The sequence below is a fragment of the Bradyrhizobium sp. RDI18 genome (assembly GCF_043203335.1).
Lineage (GTDB): Bacteria > Pseudomonadota > Alphaproteobacteria > Rhizobiales > Xanthobacteraceae > Bradyrhizobium > Bradyrhizobium retamae.
The window spans coordinates 4,678,806-4,696,622 of the sequence record NZ_JBICRN010000008.1; the positions used below are offsets into that span (position 1 = coordinate 4,678,806).

Annotated in this window: 21 protein-coding genes; 11 read left to right on the forward strand and 10 right to left on the reverse strand. The window is 62.5% G+C overall.

The features are described 5' to 3' along the window. Window positions 1-144 precede the first annotated feature (144 nt). The 7 genes from ACFXS9_RS31750 to ACFXS9_RS31780 all read left to right on the forward strand — a co-directional run bounded on the left by ACFXS9_RS31750 (window position 145) and on the right by ACFXS9_RS31780 (window position 7,271). Window positions 145-1,086 (forward strand): ABC transporter ATP-binding protein, encoded by a 942-nt coding sequence (locus tag ACFXS9_RS31750; protein WP_197427252.1) that lies wholly within the window; start codon window positions 145-147, stop codon window positions 1,084-1,086. Between the two features lie 86 nt (window positions 1,087-1,172). Further along, the gene (locus ACFXS9_RS31755) at window positions 1,173-2,786 is read left to right on the forward strand and encodes an ABC transporter substrate-binding protein (protein ID WP_392695877.1); all 1,614 of its coding nucleotides are present in this window, start codon (window positions 1,173-1,175) and stop codon (window positions 2,784-2,786) included. A 110-nt stretch (window positions 2,787-2,896) separates the two neighbouring features. Beyond that, on the forward strand, window positions 2,897-3,868 hold the full coding sequence (locus ACFXS9_RS31760) for an ABC transporter permease (protein WP_392695880.1): 972 nt from the start codon (window positions 2,897-2,899) through the stop codon (window positions 3,866-3,868). Between the two features lie 22 nt (window positions 3,869-3,890). Further along, window positions 3,891-4,529: an ABC transporter permease gene (locus ACFXS9_RS31765; RefSeq protein ID WP_392695882.1), complete on the forward strand. Its 639-nt coding sequence runs from the start codon at window positions 3,891-3,893 to the stop codon at window positions 4,527-4,529. Beyond that, a complete protein-coding gene (locus tag ACFXS9_RS31770) occupies window positions 4,529-4,792 on the forward strand; it encodes an ABC transporter permease subunit (RefSeq protein WP_392695885.1) in 264 nt (87 codons plus the stop codon). Before ACFXS9_RS31765 ends, ACFXS9_RS31770 begins: the two co-directional genes overlap by 1 nt. An 878-nt stretch (window positions 4,793-5,670) precedes the next feature. Continuing rightward, the gene (locus tag ACFXS9_RS31775) at window positions 5,671-6,588 is read left to right on the forward strand and encodes an aldo/keto reductase (protein WP_392695888.1); all 918 of its coding nucleotides are present in this window, start codon (window positions 5,671-5,673) and stop codon (window positions 6,586-6,588) included. Beyond that, complete coding sequence (locus ACFXS9_RS31780; protein WP_392695891.1) at window positions 6,588-7,271, forward strand: DUF6064 family protein; 684 nt, start codon at window positions 6,588-6,590, stop codon at window positions 7,269-7,271. Before ACFXS9_RS31775 ends, ACFXS9_RS31780 begins: the two co-directional genes overlap by 1 nt. A gap of 11 nt (window positions 7,272-7,282) precedes the next feature. On the opposite strand, the gene ACFXS9_RS31785 is transcribed toward ACFXS9_RS31780, so the two are convergent. Both ACFXS9_RS31785 and ACFXS9_RS31790 read right to left on the reverse strand, forming a co-directional pair. Beyond that, the gene (locus ACFXS9_RS31785; protein ID WP_392695894.1) at window positions 7,283-7,777 is read right to left on the reverse strand and encodes a DUF3237 domain-containing protein; all 495 of its coding nucleotides are present in this window, start codon (window positions 7,775-7,777) and stop codon (window positions 7,283-7,285) included. A 28-nt stretch (window positions 7,778-7,805) separates the two neighbouring features. Beyond that, a complete protein-coding gene (locus ACFXS9_RS31790; protein ID WP_392695897.1) occupies window positions 7,806-8,276 on the reverse strand; it encodes an ester cyclase in 471 nt (156 codons plus the stop codon). A 120-nt stretch (window positions 8,277-8,396) separates the two neighbouring features. On the opposite strand from ACFXS9_RS31790, the gene ACFXS9_RS31795 reads away from it, so the two are divergent. Next, on the forward strand, window positions 8,397-9,005 hold the full coding sequence (locus ACFXS9_RS31795; protein WP_028351014.1) for a TetR/AcrR family transcriptional regulator: 609 nt from the start codon (window positions 8,397-8,399) through the stop codon (window positions 9,003-9,005). Window positions 9,006-9,017: 12 nt separating this feature from the next. On the opposite strand, the gene ACFXS9_RS31800 is transcribed toward ACFXS9_RS31795, so the two are convergent. Then, on the reverse strand, window positions 9,018-9,395 hold the full coding sequence (locus tag ACFXS9_RS31800) for a hypothetical protein (protein WP_028351015.1): 378 nt from the start codon (window positions 9,393-9,395) through the stop codon (window positions 9,018-9,020). Between ACFXS9_RS31800 and ACFXS9_RS31805 the strand changes: the two genes are divergently transcribed. After that, a complete protein-coding gene (locus ACFXS9_RS31805) occupies window positions 9,364-9,885 on the forward strand; it encodes a putative quinol monooxygenase (RefSeq protein WP_392695901.1) in 522 nt (173 codons plus the stop codon). The two genes, ACFXS9_RS31800 and ACFXS9_RS31805, sit on opposite strands and share 32 nt — an antisense overlap. Window positions 9,886-9,887: 2 nt before the next feature. Here the strand turns inward: ACFXS9_RS31805 and ACFXS9_RS31810 are convergent, their stop codons facing one another. The 7 genes from ACFXS9_RS31810 to ACFXS9_RS31840 all read right to left on the reverse strand — a co-directional run bounded on the left by ACFXS9_RS31810 (window position 9,888) and on the right by ACFXS9_RS31840 (window position 16,049). Beyond that, window positions 9,888-11,165 (reverse strand): RNA polymerase sigma factor, encoded by a 1,278-nt coding sequence (locus ACFXS9_RS31810; RefSeq protein WP_392695904.1) that lies wholly within the window; start codon window positions 11,163-11,165, stop codon window positions 9,888-9,890. 31 nt (window positions 11,166-11,196) lie between these two features. Further along, complete coding sequence (locus tag ACFXS9_RS31815) at window positions 11,197-11,595, reverse strand: YciI family protein (RefSeq protein WP_392695907.1); 399 nt, start codon at window positions 11,593-11,595, stop codon at window positions 11,197-11,199. A 140-nt stretch (window positions 11,596-11,735) separates the two neighbouring features. After that, the gene (locus ACFXS9_RS31820; RefSeq protein WP_392695910.1) at window positions 11,736-12,437 is read right to left on the reverse strand and encodes an AprI/Inh family metalloprotease inhibitor; all 702 of its coding nucleotides are present in this window, start codon (window positions 12,435-12,437) and stop codon (window positions 11,736-11,738) included. After that, on the reverse strand, window positions 12,437-13,426 hold the full coding sequence (locus ACFXS9_RS31825; RefSeq protein ID WP_392695913.1) for a 2-hydroxyacid dehydrogenase: 990 nt from the start codon (window positions 13,424-13,426) through the stop codon (window positions 12,437-12,439). The genes ACFXS9_RS31820 and ACFXS9_RS31825 overlap by 1 nt, the downstream gene beginning before the upstream one ends. Continuing rightward, a complete protein-coding gene (locus ACFXS9_RS31830; RefSeq protein WP_392695915.1) occupies window positions 13,426-14,214 on the reverse strand; it encodes an ABC transporter permease in 789 nt (262 codons plus the stop codon). The genes ACFXS9_RS31825 and ACFXS9_RS31830 overlap by 1 nt, the downstream gene beginning before the upstream one ends. Beyond that, window positions 14,211-15,023: an ABC transporter ATP-binding protein gene (locus tag ACFXS9_RS31835; RefSeq protein WP_392695918.1), complete on the reverse strand. Its 813-nt coding sequence runs from the start codon at window positions 15,021-15,023 to the stop codon at window positions 14,211-14,213. The genes ACFXS9_RS31830 and ACFXS9_RS31835 overlap by 4 nt, the downstream gene beginning before the upstream one ends. A gap of 6 nt (window positions 15,024-15,029) precedes the next feature. Beyond that, window positions 15,030-16,049, reverse strand: a complete 1,020-nt coding sequence (locus ACFXS9_RS31840; protein WP_392695921.1) for an ABC transporter substrate-binding protein — start codon at window positions 16,047-16,049, stop codon at window positions 15,030-15,032. Window positions 16,050-16,189: 140 nt separating this feature from the next. On the opposite strand from ACFXS9_RS31840, the gene ACFXS9_RS31845 reads away from it, so the two are divergent. After that, window positions 16,190-17,011 carry a creatininase family protein gene (locus ACFXS9_RS31845; RefSeq protein ID WP_392695924.1) on the forward strand — a complete coding sequence of 274 codons (822 nt, stop codon included), beginning with the start codon at window positions 16,190-16,192 and terminating at the stop codon, window positions 17,009-17,011. 153 nt (window positions 17,012-17,164) lie between these two features. Next, window positions 17,165-17,422: a hypothetical protein gene (locus ACFXS9_RS31850; protein WP_392695927.1), complete on the forward strand. Its 258-nt coding sequence runs from the start codon at window positions 17,165-17,167 to the stop codon at window positions 17,420-17,422. Window positions 17,423-17,817: the final 395 nt, after the last annotated feature.

Consider the following 17,817-nt stretch of genomic DNA (forward strand, 5'->3'; position numbering starts at 1 on the left):
GAACCAACCGGCGCGGTACGGCAGAGCGCCGAAGCGGCGGTACAGGCATCGATCGTCGTGCCGGACGTCGCGCTCGAGCATAGGCGCCAATCGGAACGGCGCGTCGCCCTGGCGCCGGAGTTGGTCACGATTCGCAACCTGAAAATGCACTTTCCGGTGATTGAAGGCGCTCTCTTCTCCAAAGAGGTCGCTCGCGTGAAGGCTGTCGACGGAATCAACCTCACCATCCGCAAAGGAGAGACGCTCGGATTGGTCGGCGAGTCGGGTTGCGGCAAGACCACCACTGGTCGGTGCATCCTGCGGCTCGAGCACCCGACCGGAGGCGAGATCCTGTTCGACGGCAAGAATCTGGTCGATCTCGATCAGAAATCGATGCGGGCCCTGCGGCAGAAGATCCAGGTCATCTTCCAGGATCCTTACAGCTCTCTCAATCCGCGCATGAAGATCGGGGAGATCATCTCCGAGCCGATGAAGGTGCACGGGACCGAGCCGAACAAGGCAGCTCGCGATGCGCGGGTCGCGGAATTGCTCCGCCTGTGTGGCCTGGATCCCAAGTTTGCCGACCGCTATCCCCACGAAATGAGCGGCGGCCAACGCCAGCGCGTCGGCATCGCACGTGCCCTGTCGGTACGTCCGGAATTCATCATCTGCGACGAGGCGATCTCAGCATTGGATGTGTCGATTCAGGCGCAGATCATCAACCTGCTGGAGGACCTGCGGGACCAGTTCGGACTGACCTATCTGTTCATCGCGCACGACCTCAGCGTCGTCCGCCACCTGTGCCATCGCGTCGCAGTCATGTATCTCGGCAAGATCGTCGAACTGGCGGATTGCGACGAGTTGTACGGCAATCCTCTGCATCCCTATACTCAGGCGCTTCTCGCGGCCGTGCCGGTGCCGGATCCCGACTTGGAGAGGGCGCGCGCCCATCGGATCGTGAAAGGCGAAGTGCCGAGTCCGATGAATCCGCCGAGGGGATGCGTGTTTCATCCGCGCTGTCCGCTTGCGGTCGACAGTTGTGCGAAGATTGTCCCGGAGTTCAGGGAACTGCGGCCCGGCCATTGGGTGGCTTGTTCCGTAATTTGAATGAAAGCCCCGTAAGAAGGGCGACAGGGGCGTAAAGCCCCGGCCCATGAAAGCCAGGAGGAGTGTGTTCCAGAGGGAGAAAGATCATGAACCTTTCGAAATATCTCAGAGCCGCGTCAATTATGGCGGTCGGCGCGGCCGTTGCCATCGGCTTCTCCGGAGCTCCAGGTCAGGCTGCGCCTAAGAAAGGCGGGATACTGAACTTTGTGGTGCCGGACGAGCCGCCGAGCTGGGACGGTCACCGCGAGACGACGTTCGCGCTGATCCATCCCTTTGCGCCGTTCTATAGCCTGCTCATCAAGGTCAATCCGGAAAATCCGTCCTCACCGACGGACTTCGTGTGCGACCTGTGCACGGAAATGCCAGCTCCGACCGACGGGGGCAGGACCTACACGTTCAAGATCAAGCAGGGCGTGAAATTCCACGACGGAACGCCATTGACGGCGCAGGACGTCGTCGCATCATACAAAAAGGTCATCTTCCCACCGGAGGGCACGACCAGCGCGCGCGTGGCCTATTTCGTCATGGTCGACAGCGTGAGCGCGCCGGACGACCACACGGTCGTATTCAAACTCAAGTATCCATCGGGCGCCTTCATCCCGGCGCTGGCGACGCCTTACAACTTCATCTACTCGAAGGCAAAGCTCGACCAGGACATCCGCTGGTACGAGAAGAATGTCATGGGGTCAGGGCCCTTCAAGTTCGCGGGAAGAGAGGCAGGCGCCTCCGTGCGCGGCGAGCGCAACAAGGACTACCACGTTCCCGGGCAACCCTATCTCGACGGCTTCGAGGCGATCTTCTCCAGTAAGCAGGCGGTGCGCGTGCAAGCGATCCGCGGCGACCGAGCCGCAATCGAGTTCCGCGGCCTCCCGCCGAAGAGCCGCGACGACCTCGTCGACGCACTCGGCAGGGACATCACGGTCCAGGAGAGCGACTGGAACTGCGTGCTCCTGTTCACTCCCAACCACAAGAAGAAGCCGTTCGACGACGTCCGCGTCCGCCGCGCGCTCACGCTGGCGGTCGACCGCTGGGACGGATCGACGAGCCTTTCGCGCATCGCCATCGTGAAAGCGGTCGGTGGTGTCGTATTCCCGGGTCACCCGCTGGCGGCGACGAAGGCGGAGCTCGAACAGATCCCTGGCTTTTGGCCGGACATCAACAAGTCGCGTGCCGAGGCGAAGCGGCTGCTGCAGGAGGCCGGCGTTTCGAACTTGACGTTTGTGTTGTCCAACCGCGCCGTCGACCAGCCATATACGATCGTGGGCACGTGGCTCATCGACCAGTGGCGGCAGATCGGCGTGACGGTCGAGCAGAAAATGGAGCCGACAGGCCCGTTCTACGCGCGGCTCAGGTCACAGGATTTCGACGTGACGATGGACTTCAACTGCCAGTCGGTCGTCAATCCGCTGCTCGACATCGGCAAGTTCCTGTCGACGGACATCGGCAACGAGAGCTATGGCGGGTACACCGATCGCGACCTCGACAAGATCTTCGAGGCAATGAACCGTGCTCCCGAGGAGGCCGAGCAGCGCAAGCTGATGCGGCAGTTCGAGAAGCGCGTGCTTGACGAGCAGGCGCACTCGTTCGTCACGCTGTGGTGGAACCGGATCATTCCGCACCGATCCTACGTGAAGGGCTGGAAGATCAGTCCCAGCCACTACCTCAATCAGGATCTCGCCAACGTATGGCTCGACAAGTAACCGCCCGGCGGCGGTTGATGACAACAGCGGTTTCCAGGGCACCTGCCAGAGCAAGGCGGTGAACGGGAAACCGCGGCGACACCGCGAGCGAAAGTGCTGCAGCAGCGATCATGTACCAGTACATCCTCAAGCGACTCCTGTTGATGATCCCGACGCTGCTCGGCGCCGCGCTGCTCGTGTTCCTCCTGTTGCGGCTGGTGCCGGGCGACGTCTGCGTGCTGCGCATGGCGGGTGGGGCCGGATACGTTGATCCCAAGGCGGTCGAACTCTGCCACGCCGAGCTGGGCCTTGATCGCTCCTATGTAGTGCAGTTTCTGGATTTCATCTGGGGTTTCGTCCGATTCGATTTCGGCAAGTCGATGTGGACTGGACGCCCGATCGTGGAAGAGGTCGCGCTGCGCTTCGAACTTTCGCTGCAGATCGCGATCATGGCCACGCTTACCGCCATCATGCTGGCCATTCCGCTCGGCACGATCTCCGCCGTCAAACAGAACACCTGGATCGACTACGTGGTGCGCGCCTTCAGTATCGCCGGAATCGCGATGCCTTCCTTCTGGCTCGGCGTCCTGATCATCCTTGGCCTGCTGATCACCAGCAAGTCGGTGTTCGGAAGTCCCTGGATGCCGCCGATTAAATATGTGCCGCTCTGGGTCGACCCCTTGCACAACCTGAGCATGACCATCTTCCCGGCCCTGGCGACCGGCTACCGCTATTCCGCCGTTGCGACACGTATGACGCGTTCGGCGCTGCTCGAAGTACTGCGCGAGGATTACGTCCGCACGGCGCGCGCCAAGGGGCTCGTCCAGAAGCTCATCATCCGGCGCCATGCGCTCGGAAACGCGCTACTGCCGGTGGTGACGATCATCGGCATTGAATTCGCGTTCCTGATGGGCGGCCTGGTGGTCACCGAGCAGGTGTTCAACCTCAACGGGCTAGGCAAGCTGTTTGTCGCTTCCGTGACCAATCACGATTACACGATGACCCAGGCACTGGTCATGTTGGTGGCTGCGATATTCGTGGTCACCAACTTTGTTGTGGACATCGTCTACGCGTGGCTCGACCCGCGGATTCGGTACAAATGATGGCTGGAATCAGAGGCTTTGCATGACTATCGCGACCGACCTCGGGACGAAGGTCGAGCTGACGGATGAGCGGAAGGCACCGAGCAGGCTTTCGGCGATCGCTCGGTTCGCACGCCGCAATCCACTGGGCGCCGCCGGCGGCGCAGTCATCATCGTCATGGTGCTGGTTGCGGTGTTTGCCGATTTCATCGCCCCCTACAACCCGGTCGCCAACGCATTCGATCGCATGCACGAGCCACCGAGTCTCGAGAATTGGCTCGGTACGGATCAATACGGACGCGACGTGTTCTCGCGCATCGTCTACGGGGCGCGCACTGCCCTGCTCGTCGGATTTGCGTCGTCGTTCGTCGGCGCCACCTTCGGCCTGGTGCTCGGGGTAGCGAGCGCCTATTTCGGCGGCAAGATCGATCTGATCCTCCAGCGCATCATCGATATATTCATGGCGTTCCCGCTGATCATCATGGCGCTCGCCGTCATCGCAATCTTCGGGACAGGGGCGCAGAACGTGATCATCGCGATCACCATACCGTTCATTCCGCGCTGCGCCCGCGTCGTTCGCTCGAGTGCGCTGGCGATCCGCGAACTCCCCTACATCGACGCCGCCCGCGCCAACGGCTTCAGCCACACCCGCATCATTCTGCGGCACATGATTCGAATGTAATGGCGCCGTTTCTCATCATGATCACCGCCTTCGTGGGTCAGGCAATCTTGCTCGAAGCATCGCTTTCCTATCTCGGTCTCGGAGTGCAGGAGCCGACGCCGGCATGGGGCCTGATGCTTCAGGGCGGCGCCGAGGAATACGCCGAGAGCGCCCCCTGGATAGCCATCTTCCCGGGCATCGCCATCAGTCTTGCGGTGTTCGGTTTCAGCCTGTTCGGCGATGCGCTACGCGACGAGCTCGATCCCAGGCTGCGATCCTTGTAAACAGCAGCCAGCACGCCTGCGGGCCACGGAGCGCGCGTTCTTCGTAGGCTGCCGCAGGGTCACAAGCCCCGCGGGACGCACGATTATCCTTCCTGGCGTACGGCCCGCCGACAATGCTTCAAGCCTCGCCTGCATTTACCATTTATTAACTCTCCGCTTCGCGCTTTGGCGACTGCGTGAGAGAGCGGTTCATCGGATGAGAGGGGGTAGCTCATTCTCGAATGAGAGGGGATCGATGATGAATCAGCTAGCAGGGCGGATAGGGATCGCGGCTCTTTCGATGAGTCCGGGGCACCTGGTCGACAAATTTCTCGACTGGGCTCGAGGAACTGAGGGGCGCGATGGCGCTTGCGGAAATCAACAGTTTGGCCCGCAACGAGGTGCGAACCAAGGTGCTGTTCGATTGATTCGGCGACTAAGCGCGATGGCACGGTCGAACCGCCGTCGTGCCCTTGGCCGAGTTCGATGGCACAACGCCGCTGAAACAAGTCGAAACCGGCCCATCCAGGCACAAAAGGGCCGGCTCAAATGAGGCGGCCCTTTCGTCTCTATCCGGGTGGTGCAGCGCATGCGGGCCACAGCCCGCAAAGCCTTTGGTCTGCTGACAGGCGCTCCGCTTTTCTGGTCTTGATCGTTGGCGGTGCTTCATCTCCGGAAATTCAAATCCATATATCGTTCGCCACGGTCCGATCCCCGCCTTCCTCGCCGGTGTTGGGAGTCCCTCGCGGCTCGATCAAGAGAAGCTTCACCTCCTACGTCATCGTCGGCAGGAACGGTCACGCAAGTTTGAGGGGACTGAAGCTGATCTAATGCTGTTTAGCTGAGGACGGCGCGCGAGACGCAAATTGGGTCAGCCCGCCGCCATGATGGAGCATCGGATGCACACGACACGCCGAACGTTCCTGCAAACATCCTTTGCAACAGCCGCTGCCGCGCTCTTGCCAACCTCTCTGCGTGCCCAGCAAGGCCAGCTTGTCCGCCGTCCTATACCTTCGACCCGTGAGGAGATGCCGATCGTCGGACTGGGGACCTGGATCACCTTCAACGTCGGCAACGATCCGGTGCTCAGGGACGAATGCGCTGCTGTCATGGCCGCCTTCTTCGAGGGCGGCGGCCGCATGATCGATTCCTCGCCTATGTATGGCTCGTCGCAGCCGGTTGTCGGCTACGGCCTTCAAAAGCTCGGGCAGCCGCCTGCACTATTCTCAGCCGAAAAGGTCTGGACGTCCTCGGCGACGGCAGGCCCGGCCCAGATCGAGCAATCGCGCCGCTTCTGGGGCGTGCCGAAGTTCGACCTCGTTCAGGTTCACAACCTGCTCGCCTGGAAGGCGCATCTGCAGACGCTCCTTCAGATGAAAGCCGCCGGTACGGTGCGTTACGTCGGAATCACCACGTCCGAAGGCCGCCGTCATGATCTTGTCGAACAGATCATGCGAAACGAGCCGATCGATTTCGTGCAGTTCTCCTACAATGTCGTGGATCGCGAGGCGGAGGCACGGCTGCTGCCGCTGGCGGCAGAGCGCGGGATTGCGGTGATTGTGAACCGGCCGTTCCGGCAGGGCGAACTGACCAATCGCCTCAAGAACAAGCGGCTGCCAGAGTGGGCGGCCGAACTCGGGGTGTCGAGCTGGGCGCAGCTCATGCTGAAGTTCATCCTGTCTCACCCGGCCGTCACCGTCGCAATTCCCGCGACCACGCGCGTCGACCACGTGCGGGAAAACCTCTCGGCCGCCGCCGGACCGATGCCAGACCTCGCCACGCGGCAGCGCATCTCGGCCCACGTGCAGGCGCTTTGATGTCGGAGTGGTGGACCTATCGCGCGGAGGATTTCCTGCTGTTTTCGCCGCGCGTCTACTGGCGCATGTTCGAAACGCACAATGCGGCGCTTTGGCCTCTGCACGTCGTGACGCTTGCCGCCGGCCTGCTCATCATCCTGCTTATCGCGTGGCGGCCGGGAGTCTTGGCACGTTGGATCGCACTCATCCTGGCGGTTCTCTGGATCTTCGTCGGGTGGTCGTTCCTGTGGAATCGTTATTCAGGCATCAACTGGGCTGCCGTCTATGTTGCGCCGGCTTTCGCCGTTGAAGGTGGGCTGCTGCTCATCTTGTCTTTGCGCGATGGCCTTGCCTTTGACCGCCGCGGGCCAATCGCTTGGATCGGGTATCTCCTCCTTGCCTTCGGAATAGCCGGACAGCCATTGCTTGCGCCGCTGCAGGGACGCGGCTTGGCCTCGTCCGAGGTCTTTGGCATCGCGCCGGATCCGACGGCGATCGCGACGCTCGGCGTTCTGCTCCTCGCCCGCGGCGGGCTTGTACCATGGCTGCTGCCGATCCCCGTGCTCTGGTGTCTCCTGAGCGGCATAACGCTGCGGACGATGGGCGAGCCGCAAGCCTGGGCCCCTGCTGCCGCCGTGGCGCTTACCGCTACAGCCTGGATCTTGACGATCATCCGCCAGCGCGGGTCGCTTCCGGCCGCGTGAAGGCACATGCGTCAGACGATCTGGCAGACGTGGTAGGCGATGCCGCCCTCGACCAGATATCCCGACCCGACGCAGACGATGTCGTTCATCCAGGCATATTGTTCCGCCCCGGTTTCGAACAGCGGGTTGGTGCGGAAGTAATAGCGCGACGGGTCAACCTGATGTCGTTTCGCGGGATCAGCCATTTCTGACCGCAATTCGGGCGGCGTGATCCAGCGTCCGCCGTAGGTCATGTGCACCAGCGCGCCGTCGTGCGTGCGCAGCGTCAGGCGGACGTCGAGCGACATCGCGCCATCGGTGCGGAACAGCGCCCAGTCGCCGCCGCCGGGCACCACCTCGCCGCGCAGCTTTGGGCCGTCGAAGGTGCCGCCGGCCGCGCCGAACAGGATGCGGCGGCCGAGCGGACCGTCGCCGATGTTCAGTTTCGGATTGAGATCGACGACGATGTCGAACAATGGGGCCGTCCTGATCGCGGCGACCGGTTTGACGCGTGGATCTACTGTCATCATCTGGGTCCTGGTTCGCGGGAGCAAGTCACTCGGCGGCGAGCTGCCGGACCCCGGCATCGCCAAATATCCTGCGGCGTACCGCGTCGGTCGAGACGCCGGACTGCGCGCAGAGTTCGGCAAGGTCGAAGAAGAATCGCTCGTGGACGATCCGGTCGTCCTTGAACGCAAACTGGATGAATACCGGGAGGTCTGCGCACCTGCCGTTCGGTACCACGCCGAAGCGATCGCCGGTCATTGTCATCTGCACGCGGCCCCAGCAGACGAGCGCATCCTCATTGGCGGCGTGGCCCTGCAGGACGACATTGTAATCGGGGAACGAAGCGAAGAACCGGCTCAGCACCTTCTCGTTCTCGGCAAGACCACGGGCGGTGGTTCCGAAGGCCGGGTTTTCCAGCACCATGTCGTCGTGGAGGACCTTTAACGTCGCCGGCACGTCCTGACGGCTCTTTGCCGCCGCCAGGGCCTGCGCCAATTCGAACATTCGATCGCTGTTCATGACCCTCCTCCCGTACCTTCCCTCGAGCTCTTCTGCTCGAATTCATACCGAGCGTCTTTCACATACTATATGTATGTTATATGTTAGTAGGATCATAGGCGTCAAGTGGTATGTCGGGGCATGCAGGAAGCTGGACGCGAACGAACCCGCCGCGAGGAGTACACGGAAGCCACGAGGCAGGCGCTGCTGGCGGCCGGCCGGGACATTTTTGCGAGCGAGGGCTATCAGGCGGCGGGAATCGAGGCGATCTCGCGCGCCGCGCGCGTGACGCGGGGCGCCTTCTATCACCACTTCGAGGACAAGAAGGCGCTGTTCGACGCGGTGGTCGTTGCGCTCCAGATCGAGGCCGCGGCCAGGATCGAAGCGCGAGCGAAGATGGAGCGCAAGATTTGGGACCGCCTGACCGAGGGCATCGAAGCCTATCTCGACGCCTGCCTCGAGCCGGCCTATGCGCGCATCGTCATCCAGGAAGCGCCGGCGGTGCTCGGCAATGCGCGCTACCGGGAGATCGAGGAAGCCCATCCAATGGCCCTGCTCACCGCGACGCTTGCTGCGCTAAAACGCCAGGGCGAGCTCGATTTCGAGGATATCGAGCTCCTGAGCCGCATGGTCGATGCGATGATCTGCGAAGTGGCGCTGCTGCTGCCCGGGGCAGAGAATCCGAAAAGGCTCCGAGCCCGCGGGCAAAAGATCATCGGCAGCCTGCTCGGCGCCTTCCGCACCACTTGAGCGCAAGCGCGCTCACGGCGCGACCCATCGTTGCACCGCCTCGGCGGTGTCGGCCGGTGTGGTGTTGAAGCAGATGCGCGTTTGCGGCGCGGCGAGGTGAACCAGATTGATGATCCGCTCGAACAAATGCAGCCGCTCTCGCGGCTCGCGCAGCCCGGCCCCGATCACCACGCAGTCATAATGCTTTGCGCCCAGCGCCGCGGCGGCGACTGCTTCGGCGGTATCGCCGAGATCGATCAGGCAGCTATCGGCCTCATAGCCCATCGCGCGAAGCTGCTCGATCTGAGCTCCAACATAGCTCGTCATCAGTTCGGCCGTGAGCCCCGGGAAAGCGCTGAAGTCGACGAAGGAAGGCTCGATGCCGATGGCGAGCACGGTCTTTTTGGCCATGCGGATGCTCCAGGCAAAATTATCTCCGGGAAAACGCGCACATCGTCAAACAGGTTCCGACTTCGACATTGACAGCATCATTCGACATTCACCGAAGCATTCTTGTCGCAAGATCAGCCATTGTGGTCTGCACCGCCGCTCCAACGAGCACGTACTGAACGTTTCACAGGAGAACGTTATGGCTGCTACCAACAACGCAAACCAGAACCTGGTCGTCACCGCATTCTGGGAAGTCAATTCGGGCGAGGAAGCCACCGTCGCGGAGCTTCTCAAGGATTTTCTGCCGCAGGCACAGCGTGAGCCCGGCGTGAAGGCATTCCAGATTCACCAGAACATCGCAAAGCCACGAGAATTCTTCTTTTACGAGGTATTCGCAGGCGAAGCGGCCTTCGCCGAGCATCAGCAGACCGACCATTTCAAGAACATCATTCTCGGGCAGGCGATTCCGAAACTCGCCAAACGCGAGCGGTCGCAATTCCGGTTCATTTGAGGTCAGAACGGCTTCGGCGCGCCACGGCTCGTCTCAGTGGCTCGCCGCCGCAACAATTTGCGTTCTCGCTTGTTGGTCGCAAGTGTTGACGCGAGCTCGAACGCAGCGCGGGCTTCCGCGAAGCGGCCGAGTTTGTGCAGCAGATCGCCGCGGACGCTTGGGAAGAGGTGATAGGTCTTCAGCGCGGGCTCGCCCGCCAATCCGTCCACGATCGCGAGCGCAGCCGCCGGCCCTTCGGCCATACCGATAGCCACGGCGCGGTTGAGCTCGATGATCGGCGAGCGCACCAGCGCGCCCAATTTGGCGTAGAGTTCGGCGATTCGCGGCCACTCGGTTTCATCAGGTGTAGCGGCTCTGGCGTGACAGGCGACGATCGCCGCCTGCAGTGCATAGAACCCGCTGCCTCCGCCGAGCTCGCAGGCTCGTGCCAGCGCCAGCAGTCCCCGGCGGATCTGAAGCCGGTCCCACAGCGCGCGGTTCTGGTCCATCAGGAGAATTGGATCGCCGGCTGCGTCGGTGCGCGCCGCGGTGCGCGAAGCATTCAGCTCCATCAGCGCGAGCAGGCCGTGGGCTTCAGCTTCCTGCGGCGCGACCAGCGTCAGCACCCGGCCCATGCGCAGCGCGTCGTTGCAGAGCTGCGGCCGTAGCCATTCGTCGCCGCGGGCGGCCGTATAGCCTTCGTTGAAGATGAGATAGACGACCTCCAGCACCGAGGCGAGCCGTTCCGAAAGCTGCTCGCCGCGTGGCGTTTCGTAGGCTAGGCCGGATTCGGACAGCGTCCGCTTCGCCCGCACGATGCGCTGGGCGATGGTCGCTTCCGGCTGTAGGAAGGCGCGCGCTATCTCTTCCGTGGTCAGACCGCAGATCATTCGGAGCGCCAGCGCCGCGCGCGCCTCGCGCGACAGTTTTGGATGGCAGGCGGTGAAGATCAGCCGCAGCAACTCGTCACCAATATCGTCGTCGAGTGCGGCGTCCAGATCCGGCATCGCCTGTTGCTCCTGCTCGAGGTCGCGCGTCAGCATCTCATGCTTGCGCGCGAGCATGCTGCGGCGGCGCAGATGATCCAGCGCACGGCGCTTGGCCAGCGCCATCAGCCACGCCCCGGGCTTCTCCGGCACGCCGCTGGCGGGCCAATGCTCCAGCGCCGCGACCAGGGCTTCCTGGGTCAAATCCTCCGCCAGCGGCACGTCGCGCAGCATTCGCGACAGCCCCGTGATCAGGCGCGGCTGTTCGATGCGCCAGACCGCGAGGATAGTGCGATTGACGTCTGCGGCCGTCATCGCCGCCGACTGTGTGCGCCGAACGTGTGCATCAGGCGTGAGCGCGAATGCCGGCCTCGCAGGCGCCATCCACGCCAGGCGTCGCCAGCACGCGAACTTCGCAGGTACCCTCCCAGCCCGGCATATGCTCGAGGTGCAGTTGCATGAACTCCCTCGCGGCGGCCACGGCCTCTTCCATGTCCCGGAGTTCGAAGATCGCGTATCCGCCGATCAGCTCCTTGCTCTCGACGAACGGTCCATCGATCACGCCAAGCTTGCCGTCCGTTATCCTGACTTGCGCCCCGGCCATGGCGATCGGCATCAGGCCGCCGGTGTCGAGCATGCGGCCGGCCTGGATCTCCCGTTCGGCGAGCTTGCCCATCGCCTCCATCAAAGCCGGCGTCGGGCCTTTGTCGGGCTGGGGCGAGGTAACGATATACATGAAGCGCATTGCGGAACTCCCGTTGAGGCGAGCCGCGGCGACGATCGCCGGCAAAACTGTCTCGCTATGGGAGACGACGAACGGGACGGCGCCGGATCGACAGGTGTTCTGGAAATATTTCGGGAGCCAGCCCGGCCCGGGCCGCCGGTCTACTGTCCCCGGATCATGATCAGGGGATCGGCGGTATCAGGCACGCGCCGCCACTGCGCATTGTCGTCGGCCTCGAACTGCCAGGTCTCGCCTTTGGCCGACATCAGGATCATCTGTCCGCGCTCCAGCCGCCATTGGTTTGGCGCGAAGGCCGCAACCGCCGGATCGCATTTCGGCTTCAGGAACACCTGGAAATTATCCCCGGTCGCCTCGGTGTTGGTCAGCGTCAGGCCGCAGACCGTCTGCCCATTGCCGCGAACCATCGACCAGTCACCGATCATCTGGTCCATCGACTTGGCGAGCGAGCGGGCGGCGGCGAGGTTCTGCAGGATGTAGACGCCCTCGCCGGTCCGCAGGCCCTCGAAAATGCCGCTCTCGACTTCGGTGAAGTCGATCACCGGCTGGCCTGCCGCGTCCTGCAGCCGCACGATGTCCAGCCCCTTGATATTCCAGGCCGTGATGTCCTTGGTGAACGGCAATGCCTTGGCGCAACCGGGCTCAAGCTCGAGCTTGAGCCCTTGCGGCGTCGCATCTGCCTTCATCGTGATGACGCAAGTCTTGCTGCGCTCGGTGGTGGCAAGTTCCCACTGCCCGATCATTTCCTTCTTCAGGGCCGCGGCATCCTGCGCCGCCACCTGCGGTGCAAGCGCGAGCAGCGCCGTCAGCGCTGCTGCCGTAATGCCTGAACGCCCAAGCAACATCAGCGTCCCTTCACCGGGGTCTCCGGAACGGGCGTCAAGGGCGCCTTACCGGCAAACCAGTTTTTCAGGTTATCGACGACGAGCTGATCCATGGCGTTGCGCGTTACCACCGAAGCTGAGCCGATATGTGGCAACAGCACGACATTTTGCATGGCCATCAACTCGTCCGGCACGTTCGGCTCGTTGGCGAACACATCGAGCCCGGCGGCGAGGATAGTGCCGGATTTCAGCGCCGCGACCAGCGCCGGCTCGTCGACAACGGAGCCGCGGGCGACGTTGATCAAAACGCCGCGCGGACCAAGCGCCTGCAACACGTCGGCATTGATCATCTTGGCGGTCGAGGCGCCGCCGGGCACGATGACGATCAGCGTATCGACCGCCTTCGCCATCTCCATCAGGTCGGGATAATGCTGGTAGGACACGGCCGGCGACGGATTGCGCGAATGATAGCAAACCGGCACGCGCGAGGCCTCGAGCCGGCGGCCGATCGCCTGGCCGATGCGGCCCATACCGACGATGCCGATCTTGCGGTCGCGCAGCGAACCGGCGCTCAAGGGATAGTTCTGGGCCTGCCATAGGCCGGAGCGCAGATAGCGGTCGGCCTTGACGAATTCGCGCAAGGTCGCAATCAGAAGTCCCATCGCGACGTCGGCGACTTCTTCCGTCAGCACATCGGGCGTGTTGGTGACGACGATATTGTGCTCACGCGCGTAGGACGAGTCGACGTGGTCGTAGCCGACGCCGAAGCTCGCGACGATTTCAAGCTGCGGAAATTGCGACAGCGCCTTCGCGTCCGCCGGCACCATGTGATAGGTGACCGCCATGCCGCGGATTTTTGCGACCGTATCTGATGTCAAGCGCTCGAGGTCAGCCCGGCTCTCCGCCATATGCAGGACGTACTGATCCGGAAAGCCGTTTTCCAGGATCGGCCTGACAGGTCCGTAGATCAACAGATCGATCTTCTCGGACGAAATATTCGCGGCAGCCATCAATTTTCCTTTCCAAGCGCGCTCTCATGCCAGCGCCGTAGTACCAGATGCGAAACTAGCGCCAGCAGCCCATAGATGACAATCCCGGCCACCGACAGCAACAACAACGCCGCGAACATTCGGGGAATGTTGAGGCGATAACCGGATTCGGCGATCCGGAAGGCAAGGCCGGAGCCGGCGCCTGCCGTGCCCGCGGCGATTTCGGCGACCACGGCGCCGATCAGCGACAGGCCGCCCGCGATCCGCAAGCCACCGAGGATGAACGGCAGCGCCGCCGGCAACTTCAGGTACCGCAACGTCTGAAGCCGTGACGCGCCATAGAGCTGAAAAAGCCCGGCCAGATTGCGGTCCACCGAATTCAGCCCGAGCGTGGTGTTGGACAGAACCGGAAAGAAACCGACGATCCAGGCGCAGACAATCACCGCAGTCTGCTGCGGCAGATAGATCAGCAATAACGGCGCAATTGCGATCACCGGCGTGACCTGCAGGATCACCGCATAGGGAAACAGCGAATATTCCAGCCATTTCGATTGGTTGAATACCAGCGCCAGCGCGACGCCGCCGACGGCAGCGGCGATGAAACCTTCCAGCGTGGTGAGCAAGGTGACACCGAGCGATTCCGACAGCACCGGCCAGTCGTTGACGAGCGTCTGAAAAACCGTTGTCGGACTCGGCAGCACGTAGGGCTGGATATCGTTGACGCGGACGACAAGTTCCCACAACGCCAGGCCCGCTGCGAGCACGACAACGGGAAGCAGCATGCGGCCGATGTTCTGCAGGGAACTCATGCGCTACGCTGCCCGGAATAGGAAGGCGCCAGCGCATTCGAGACCTCGCGGCAATAGCCGGCATAGTTGGCCGAGGTGCGAAACTCCTCCCCGCGCGGCTCAGCCGTCGCGATGCGAAACTCGGCACGGACGCGCCCCGGGCGCGCCGTCATCACGATCACCCGCTGCGACAGATAGACCGACTCGAATACCGAGTGGGTGACGAAAATGACGGTCTTGTGCAGCTTCCGCCACAGCGCCAGCAGGTCGTTGTTGAGCCGAAAGCGCGTGATCTCGTCGAGCGCCGCGAACGGCTCGTCCAGCAGGAGAATGTCCGGATCGGTGACCAGCGCCCGCGCCAATGAAACCCGCATCTTCATGCCGCCGGACAATTCGCGAGGGTATGCGCCGGCGAATTCGGCAAGACCAACCTGCGCCAGCGCCTCCTCGATACGCCGGTCGGCTTCGGCCGGCGCCGCATGCGCAAGCTTCAGCGGCAGGCAAACATTGTCGCGCACGCTCGCCCACGGCATCAGCGTGGGCTCCTGAAACACAAAACCGATGGGATGCCGCCCTTCCGCCTTGTTGGCGCGATGGGGAACGCTCACCGTGCCCGCACTCGGCGCACCGAGCCCCGCGATCAGCCGCAGCGCGGTGGATTTTCCGCAGCCGGAAGGCCCGAGCAGCGAGACGAAGTCGCCCTTTGCGACATCAAGATCGAGCGGCCCCAGCGCGGTCACGCAATTGTCATAGGTCTTGCTGACCGCGCGCAGGCGCACTGCAAGGCCCGCCGCATCGCTATCCGTCTCCGACAAAGCGGGCCCGGCCATCTCGCCTCAGTTCTTCGGCCGCAGATCGAGACCGACGGCCTTGTTGACGAAGCGCAGCGTGTAGGCCTGGCGGTAGTCGATATCGCGGCGAACCACGCCGGCACGCACCATCTTGTCGAAGAAGCTCGCCACGCGCGCGTCGTTCATGGCGCCGATGCCGTCGCGCAACGTATCGCCGGAATCGACGATGCCGTATTCCTTCATCTTGGCGACGGAATAGCTGAGCAGCTCGTCGGTCATTTCGGGGTTGATCTTCTTGATCATCGCGTTGCCGGCGGAATTGTCGCCGTAGAGATAGTTGTACCAGCCGATGAAGGAGGCATCGACAAAGCGCTGCACCAGGTCCGGCTTCTTGTCGACGATCTCGCGGCGCGTCTCGATCAGCGTCGAATAGGCGTTGAAGCCGTGATCGGCGAGCAGGATCACGCCAGGCTTGAAGCCGGCCGCCTTCTCGACGGCGTAGGGCTCGGAGGTAACGTAGCCCTGCATCGCGCTTTGCTTGTTCACGATGAAAGGCTGCGGATTGAAGGTGTAGGGCTTTACCTTGCTCTCGCTGAACCCATATTCGGACTTCAGCCACTGGAAGTAGCTCGCGACGCCTTCCTTGGACACCAGCAGTGTCAGCGGCTTGAGATCTTCGAGTTTTGCAATTTTGGTTTCCGGATGGGTGAGGAATACCTGCGGATCCTTCTGGAAGATCGCGGCGACCGCAATCAGCGGCACGTTATTGGCAACGGCGTCGAACGATTGCAGCGTGTTCGCGCTCATGAAGAAATCGAGCTTGCCGGCGGTCAGCAGGATGCGGTTGTTGGTGTTGGGCCCGCCGGGAACGATTGTGACGTCGAGGCCGTATTTCTTGTAGGTGCCGTCGGCGACCGCCTGGAAGAAGCCGCCATGCTCGGCCTCCGCGACCCAGTTGGTTCCGAACGACACCTTGTCGAGGGTTTCGGCGCGCACAGGCATCTGTCCTGCGGTCAGCGCCAGAAGACCGGTGGTTAACGCTCGCAGCAAAAAGGCCGGGTTCATGGTTGGACTCCGTCGATCATTCTGGCCCATGATGAGAGGCTAAGGACAACGTCCCCAAGAGGATTTGTCCAGGGATCGGACCATTCCCGGACTATCTAACAAACTACTCTGCAAATTCATCCAAAGAAACGCTTCGCTCGATGGCCTCAACCGTTCCGCCCCGCGACTGGACCGACATCCGCTGGTCCGACATTGCCAAGAATGGCGCTAAGGCCGACGCCGCGCGCTGGATCGCGGTGCTGCCATTGGCAGCCACCGAACAGCACGGCCCGCATCTGCCGCTGGAAACCGACGTCCTGATCGGCGAGGCCTATCTGGCGCGGGTGCGCGAGCTGTTGCCCGTCGCGCTGCCCGTCACCTTTCTGCCGCTGCAGCCGGTCGGCATCTCCACCGAGCACATCGATTTTCCGGGCACGCTGACGCTGCCGACCGAGGCCGCATTGAAGGAGTGGATGGCGATCGGCGAGCGCGTCGCGCGATGCGGAATCCGCAAGCTCGTGATCGTGACGAGCCATGGCGGCAACAGCGCGGCGATGTCGCTGGTCGCGCAGGATCTGCGCGCACATCACGGGCTGCTCGTGGTGACCACGAGCTGGTCGCGCTTCGGCGCGCCGGATGGATTGTTTTCCGCGGAAGAGCTGCGTCACGGCATTCATGGCGGCGCGGTCGAGACCTCCATCATGCTGGCGCGCTATCCGCACACGGTGCGGAGCGAGGCGATCGCCGATTTTCGGCCTGCCAGCATCGCGATGGAGAAAGAATTTCGTTGGCTCTCGGCGCATCGGCCAGTCCCTTTCGCGTGGCAGGCGCAGGACCTTAACGAAAGCGGCGCGGTGGGCGACGCCACCAAAGCCACTGCGGAGAAGGGCGAACAACTGCTCGATCACGGCGCTCGGGCGTTCTGCGAACTGCTCGATGACGTCGACAAATTCGATCCGGAATTGTTTCTTCGTAAAGCATAAAATCGCGATCTATTCTCCTAACCATCTGAAATATCGAAGAAATAAACGACGAAACCATATTTCCGGCCGCCGCCTCGAACCGCTTTTCAACGTGCTCCGTCCAACTGGGCATGCGGACCACAATGGCCGCTTAACTTAAGGATGGAGACTTCCATGTCGATCAAGACCAAGTTCGCCGCTCTCGCGCTCGCTACCCTTGCCGTTGCCGGCGGCATGGCTTCCACACAGGCTCAGGCCAAGCCGCTGCATTGGGGTGTCGGAGCCGGCCTCGTTGGCGCAGCCATCGTCGGCACTGCCATCGCAGCTTCGGGTCCCCACTACTACTATGACGGCTATCGCCGCTGCGGCTGGGTTCGCCAGTTCGACGCTTTCGGCAATTACATCGGCCGCGTCCGGACCTGCGCTTACTGATTTCTGCGGCTGACTTGGTTGCTGTTTGAGAAGCGATTTCTTCAACGAACCACTTCAGACCCTGAAAAAGCTTCTCGTGGATCAGCGTCCGGCACGGGCGCCTCATCCACCCCGTGCCGCACCCGACCCGCCCGGTTGTCCCCTCCGGGCGGGTCACCTTTTTGCTGCAGACCGACAACCTGAAGAGCAGCCATCTTCACGCATCCTCCTCGCGCGAACCGGCATCCGTCCCGGATCGCCCGAGCCAAGTTTTCGTTCGAAACGTCCGCTCCTGCGGCTGCGTTGCGCGGATGTCACGCGACGATGTCATTCAGACGAGGTGGTTCAATCCTTGTTGTAGTTGCGAATTGCTCGCAATAAGGGCTGTCCGACGGATGCCCCTGGTCCCGATCTGG

What these genes read in the sequence shown, in the direction of transcription:
- ACFXS9_RS31750 (WP_197427252.1), top strand. Translation starts at nt 145, where the DNA reads ATGCACTTTCCGGTGATTGAAGGCGCTCTCTTCTCCAAAGAGGTCGCT.
- ACFXS9_RS31755 (WP_392695877.1), top strand. Translation starts at nt 1,173, where the DNA reads ATGAACCTTTCGAAATATCTCAGAGCCGCGTCAATTATGGCGGTCGGC.
- ACFXS9_RS31760 (WP_392695880.1), top strand. Translation starts at nt 2,897, where the DNA reads ATGTACCAGTACATCCTCAAGCGACTCCTGTTGATGATCCCGACGCTG.
- ACFXS9_RS31765 (WP_392695882.1), top strand. Translation starts at nt 3,891, where the DNA reads ATGACTATCGCGACCGACCTCGGGACGAAGGTCGAGCTGACGGATGAG.
- ACFXS9_RS31770 (WP_392695885.1), top strand. Translation starts at nt 4,529, where the DNA reads ATGGCGCCGTTTCTCATCATGATCACCGCCTTCGTGGGTCAGGCAATC.
- ACFXS9_RS31775 (WP_392695888.1), top strand. Translation starts at nt 5,671, where the DNA reads ATGCACACGACACGCCGAACGTTCCTGCAAACATCCTTTGCAACAGCC.
- ACFXS9_RS31780 (WP_392695891.1), top strand. Translation starts at nt 6,588, where the DNA reads ATGTCGGAGTGGTGGACCTATCGCGCGGAGGATTTCCTGCTGTTTTCG.
- ACFXS9_RS31785 (WP_392695894.1), bottom strand. Translation starts at nt 7,777, where the DNA reads ATGACAGTAGATCCACGCGTCAAACCGGTCGCCGCGATCAGGACGGCC.
- ACFXS9_RS31790 (WP_392695897.1), bottom strand. Translation starts at nt 8,276, where the DNA reads ATGAACAGCGATCGAATGTTCGAATTGGCGCAGGCCCTGGCGGCGGCA.
- ACFXS9_RS31795 (WP_028351014.1), top strand. Translation starts at nt 8,397, where the DNA reads ATGCAGGAAGCTGGACGCGAACGAACCCGCCGCGAGGAGTACACGGAA.
- ACFXS9_RS31805 (WP_392695901.1), top strand. Translation starts at nt 9,364, where the DNA reads ATGCCGATGGCGAGCACGGTCTTTTTGGCCATGCGGATGCTCCAGGCA.
- ACFXS9_RS31800 (WP_028351015.1), bottom strand. Translation starts at nt 9,395, where the DNA reads ATGGCCAAAAAGACCGTGCTCGCCATCGGCATCGAGCCTTCCTTCGTC.
- ACFXS9_RS31810 (WP_392695904.1), bottom strand. Translation starts at nt 11,165, where the DNA reads ATGACGGCCGCAGACGTCAATCGCACTATCCTCGCGGTCTGGCGCATC.
- ACFXS9_RS31815 (WP_392695907.1), bottom strand. Translation starts at nt 11,595, where the DNA reads ATGCGCTTCATGTATATCGTTACCTCGCCCCAGCCCGACAAAGGCCCG.
- ACFXS9_RS31820 (WP_392695910.1), bottom strand. Translation starts at nt 12,437, where the DNA reads ATGTTGCTTGGGCGTTCAGGCATTACGGCAGCAGCGCTGACGGCGCTG.
- ACFXS9_RS31825 (WP_392695913.1), bottom strand. Translation starts at nt 13,426, where the DNA reads ATGGCTGCCGCGAATATTTCGTCCGAGAAGATCGATCTGTTGATCTAC.
- ACFXS9_RS31830 (WP_392695915.1), bottom strand. Translation starts at nt 14,214, where the DNA reads ATGAGTTCCCTGCAGAACATCGGCCGCATGCTGCTTCCCGTTGTCGTG.
- ACFXS9_RS31835 (WP_392695918.1), bottom strand. Translation starts at nt 15,023, where the DNA reads ATGGCCGGGCCCGCTTTGTCGGAGACGGATAGCGATGCGGCGGGCCTT.
- ACFXS9_RS31840 (WP_392695921.1), bottom strand. Translation starts at nt 16,049, where the DNA reads ATGAACCCGGCCTTTTTGCTGCGAGCGTTAACCACCGGTCTTCTGGCG.
- ACFXS9_RS31845 (WP_392695924.1), top strand. Translation starts at nt 16,190, where the DNA reads ATGGCCTCAACCGTTCCGCCCCGCGACTGGACCGACATCCGCTGGTCC.
- ACFXS9_RS31850 (WP_392695927.1), top strand. Translation starts at nt 17,165, where the DNA reads ATGTCGATCAAGACCAAGTTCGCCGCTCTCGCGCTCGCTACCCTTGCC.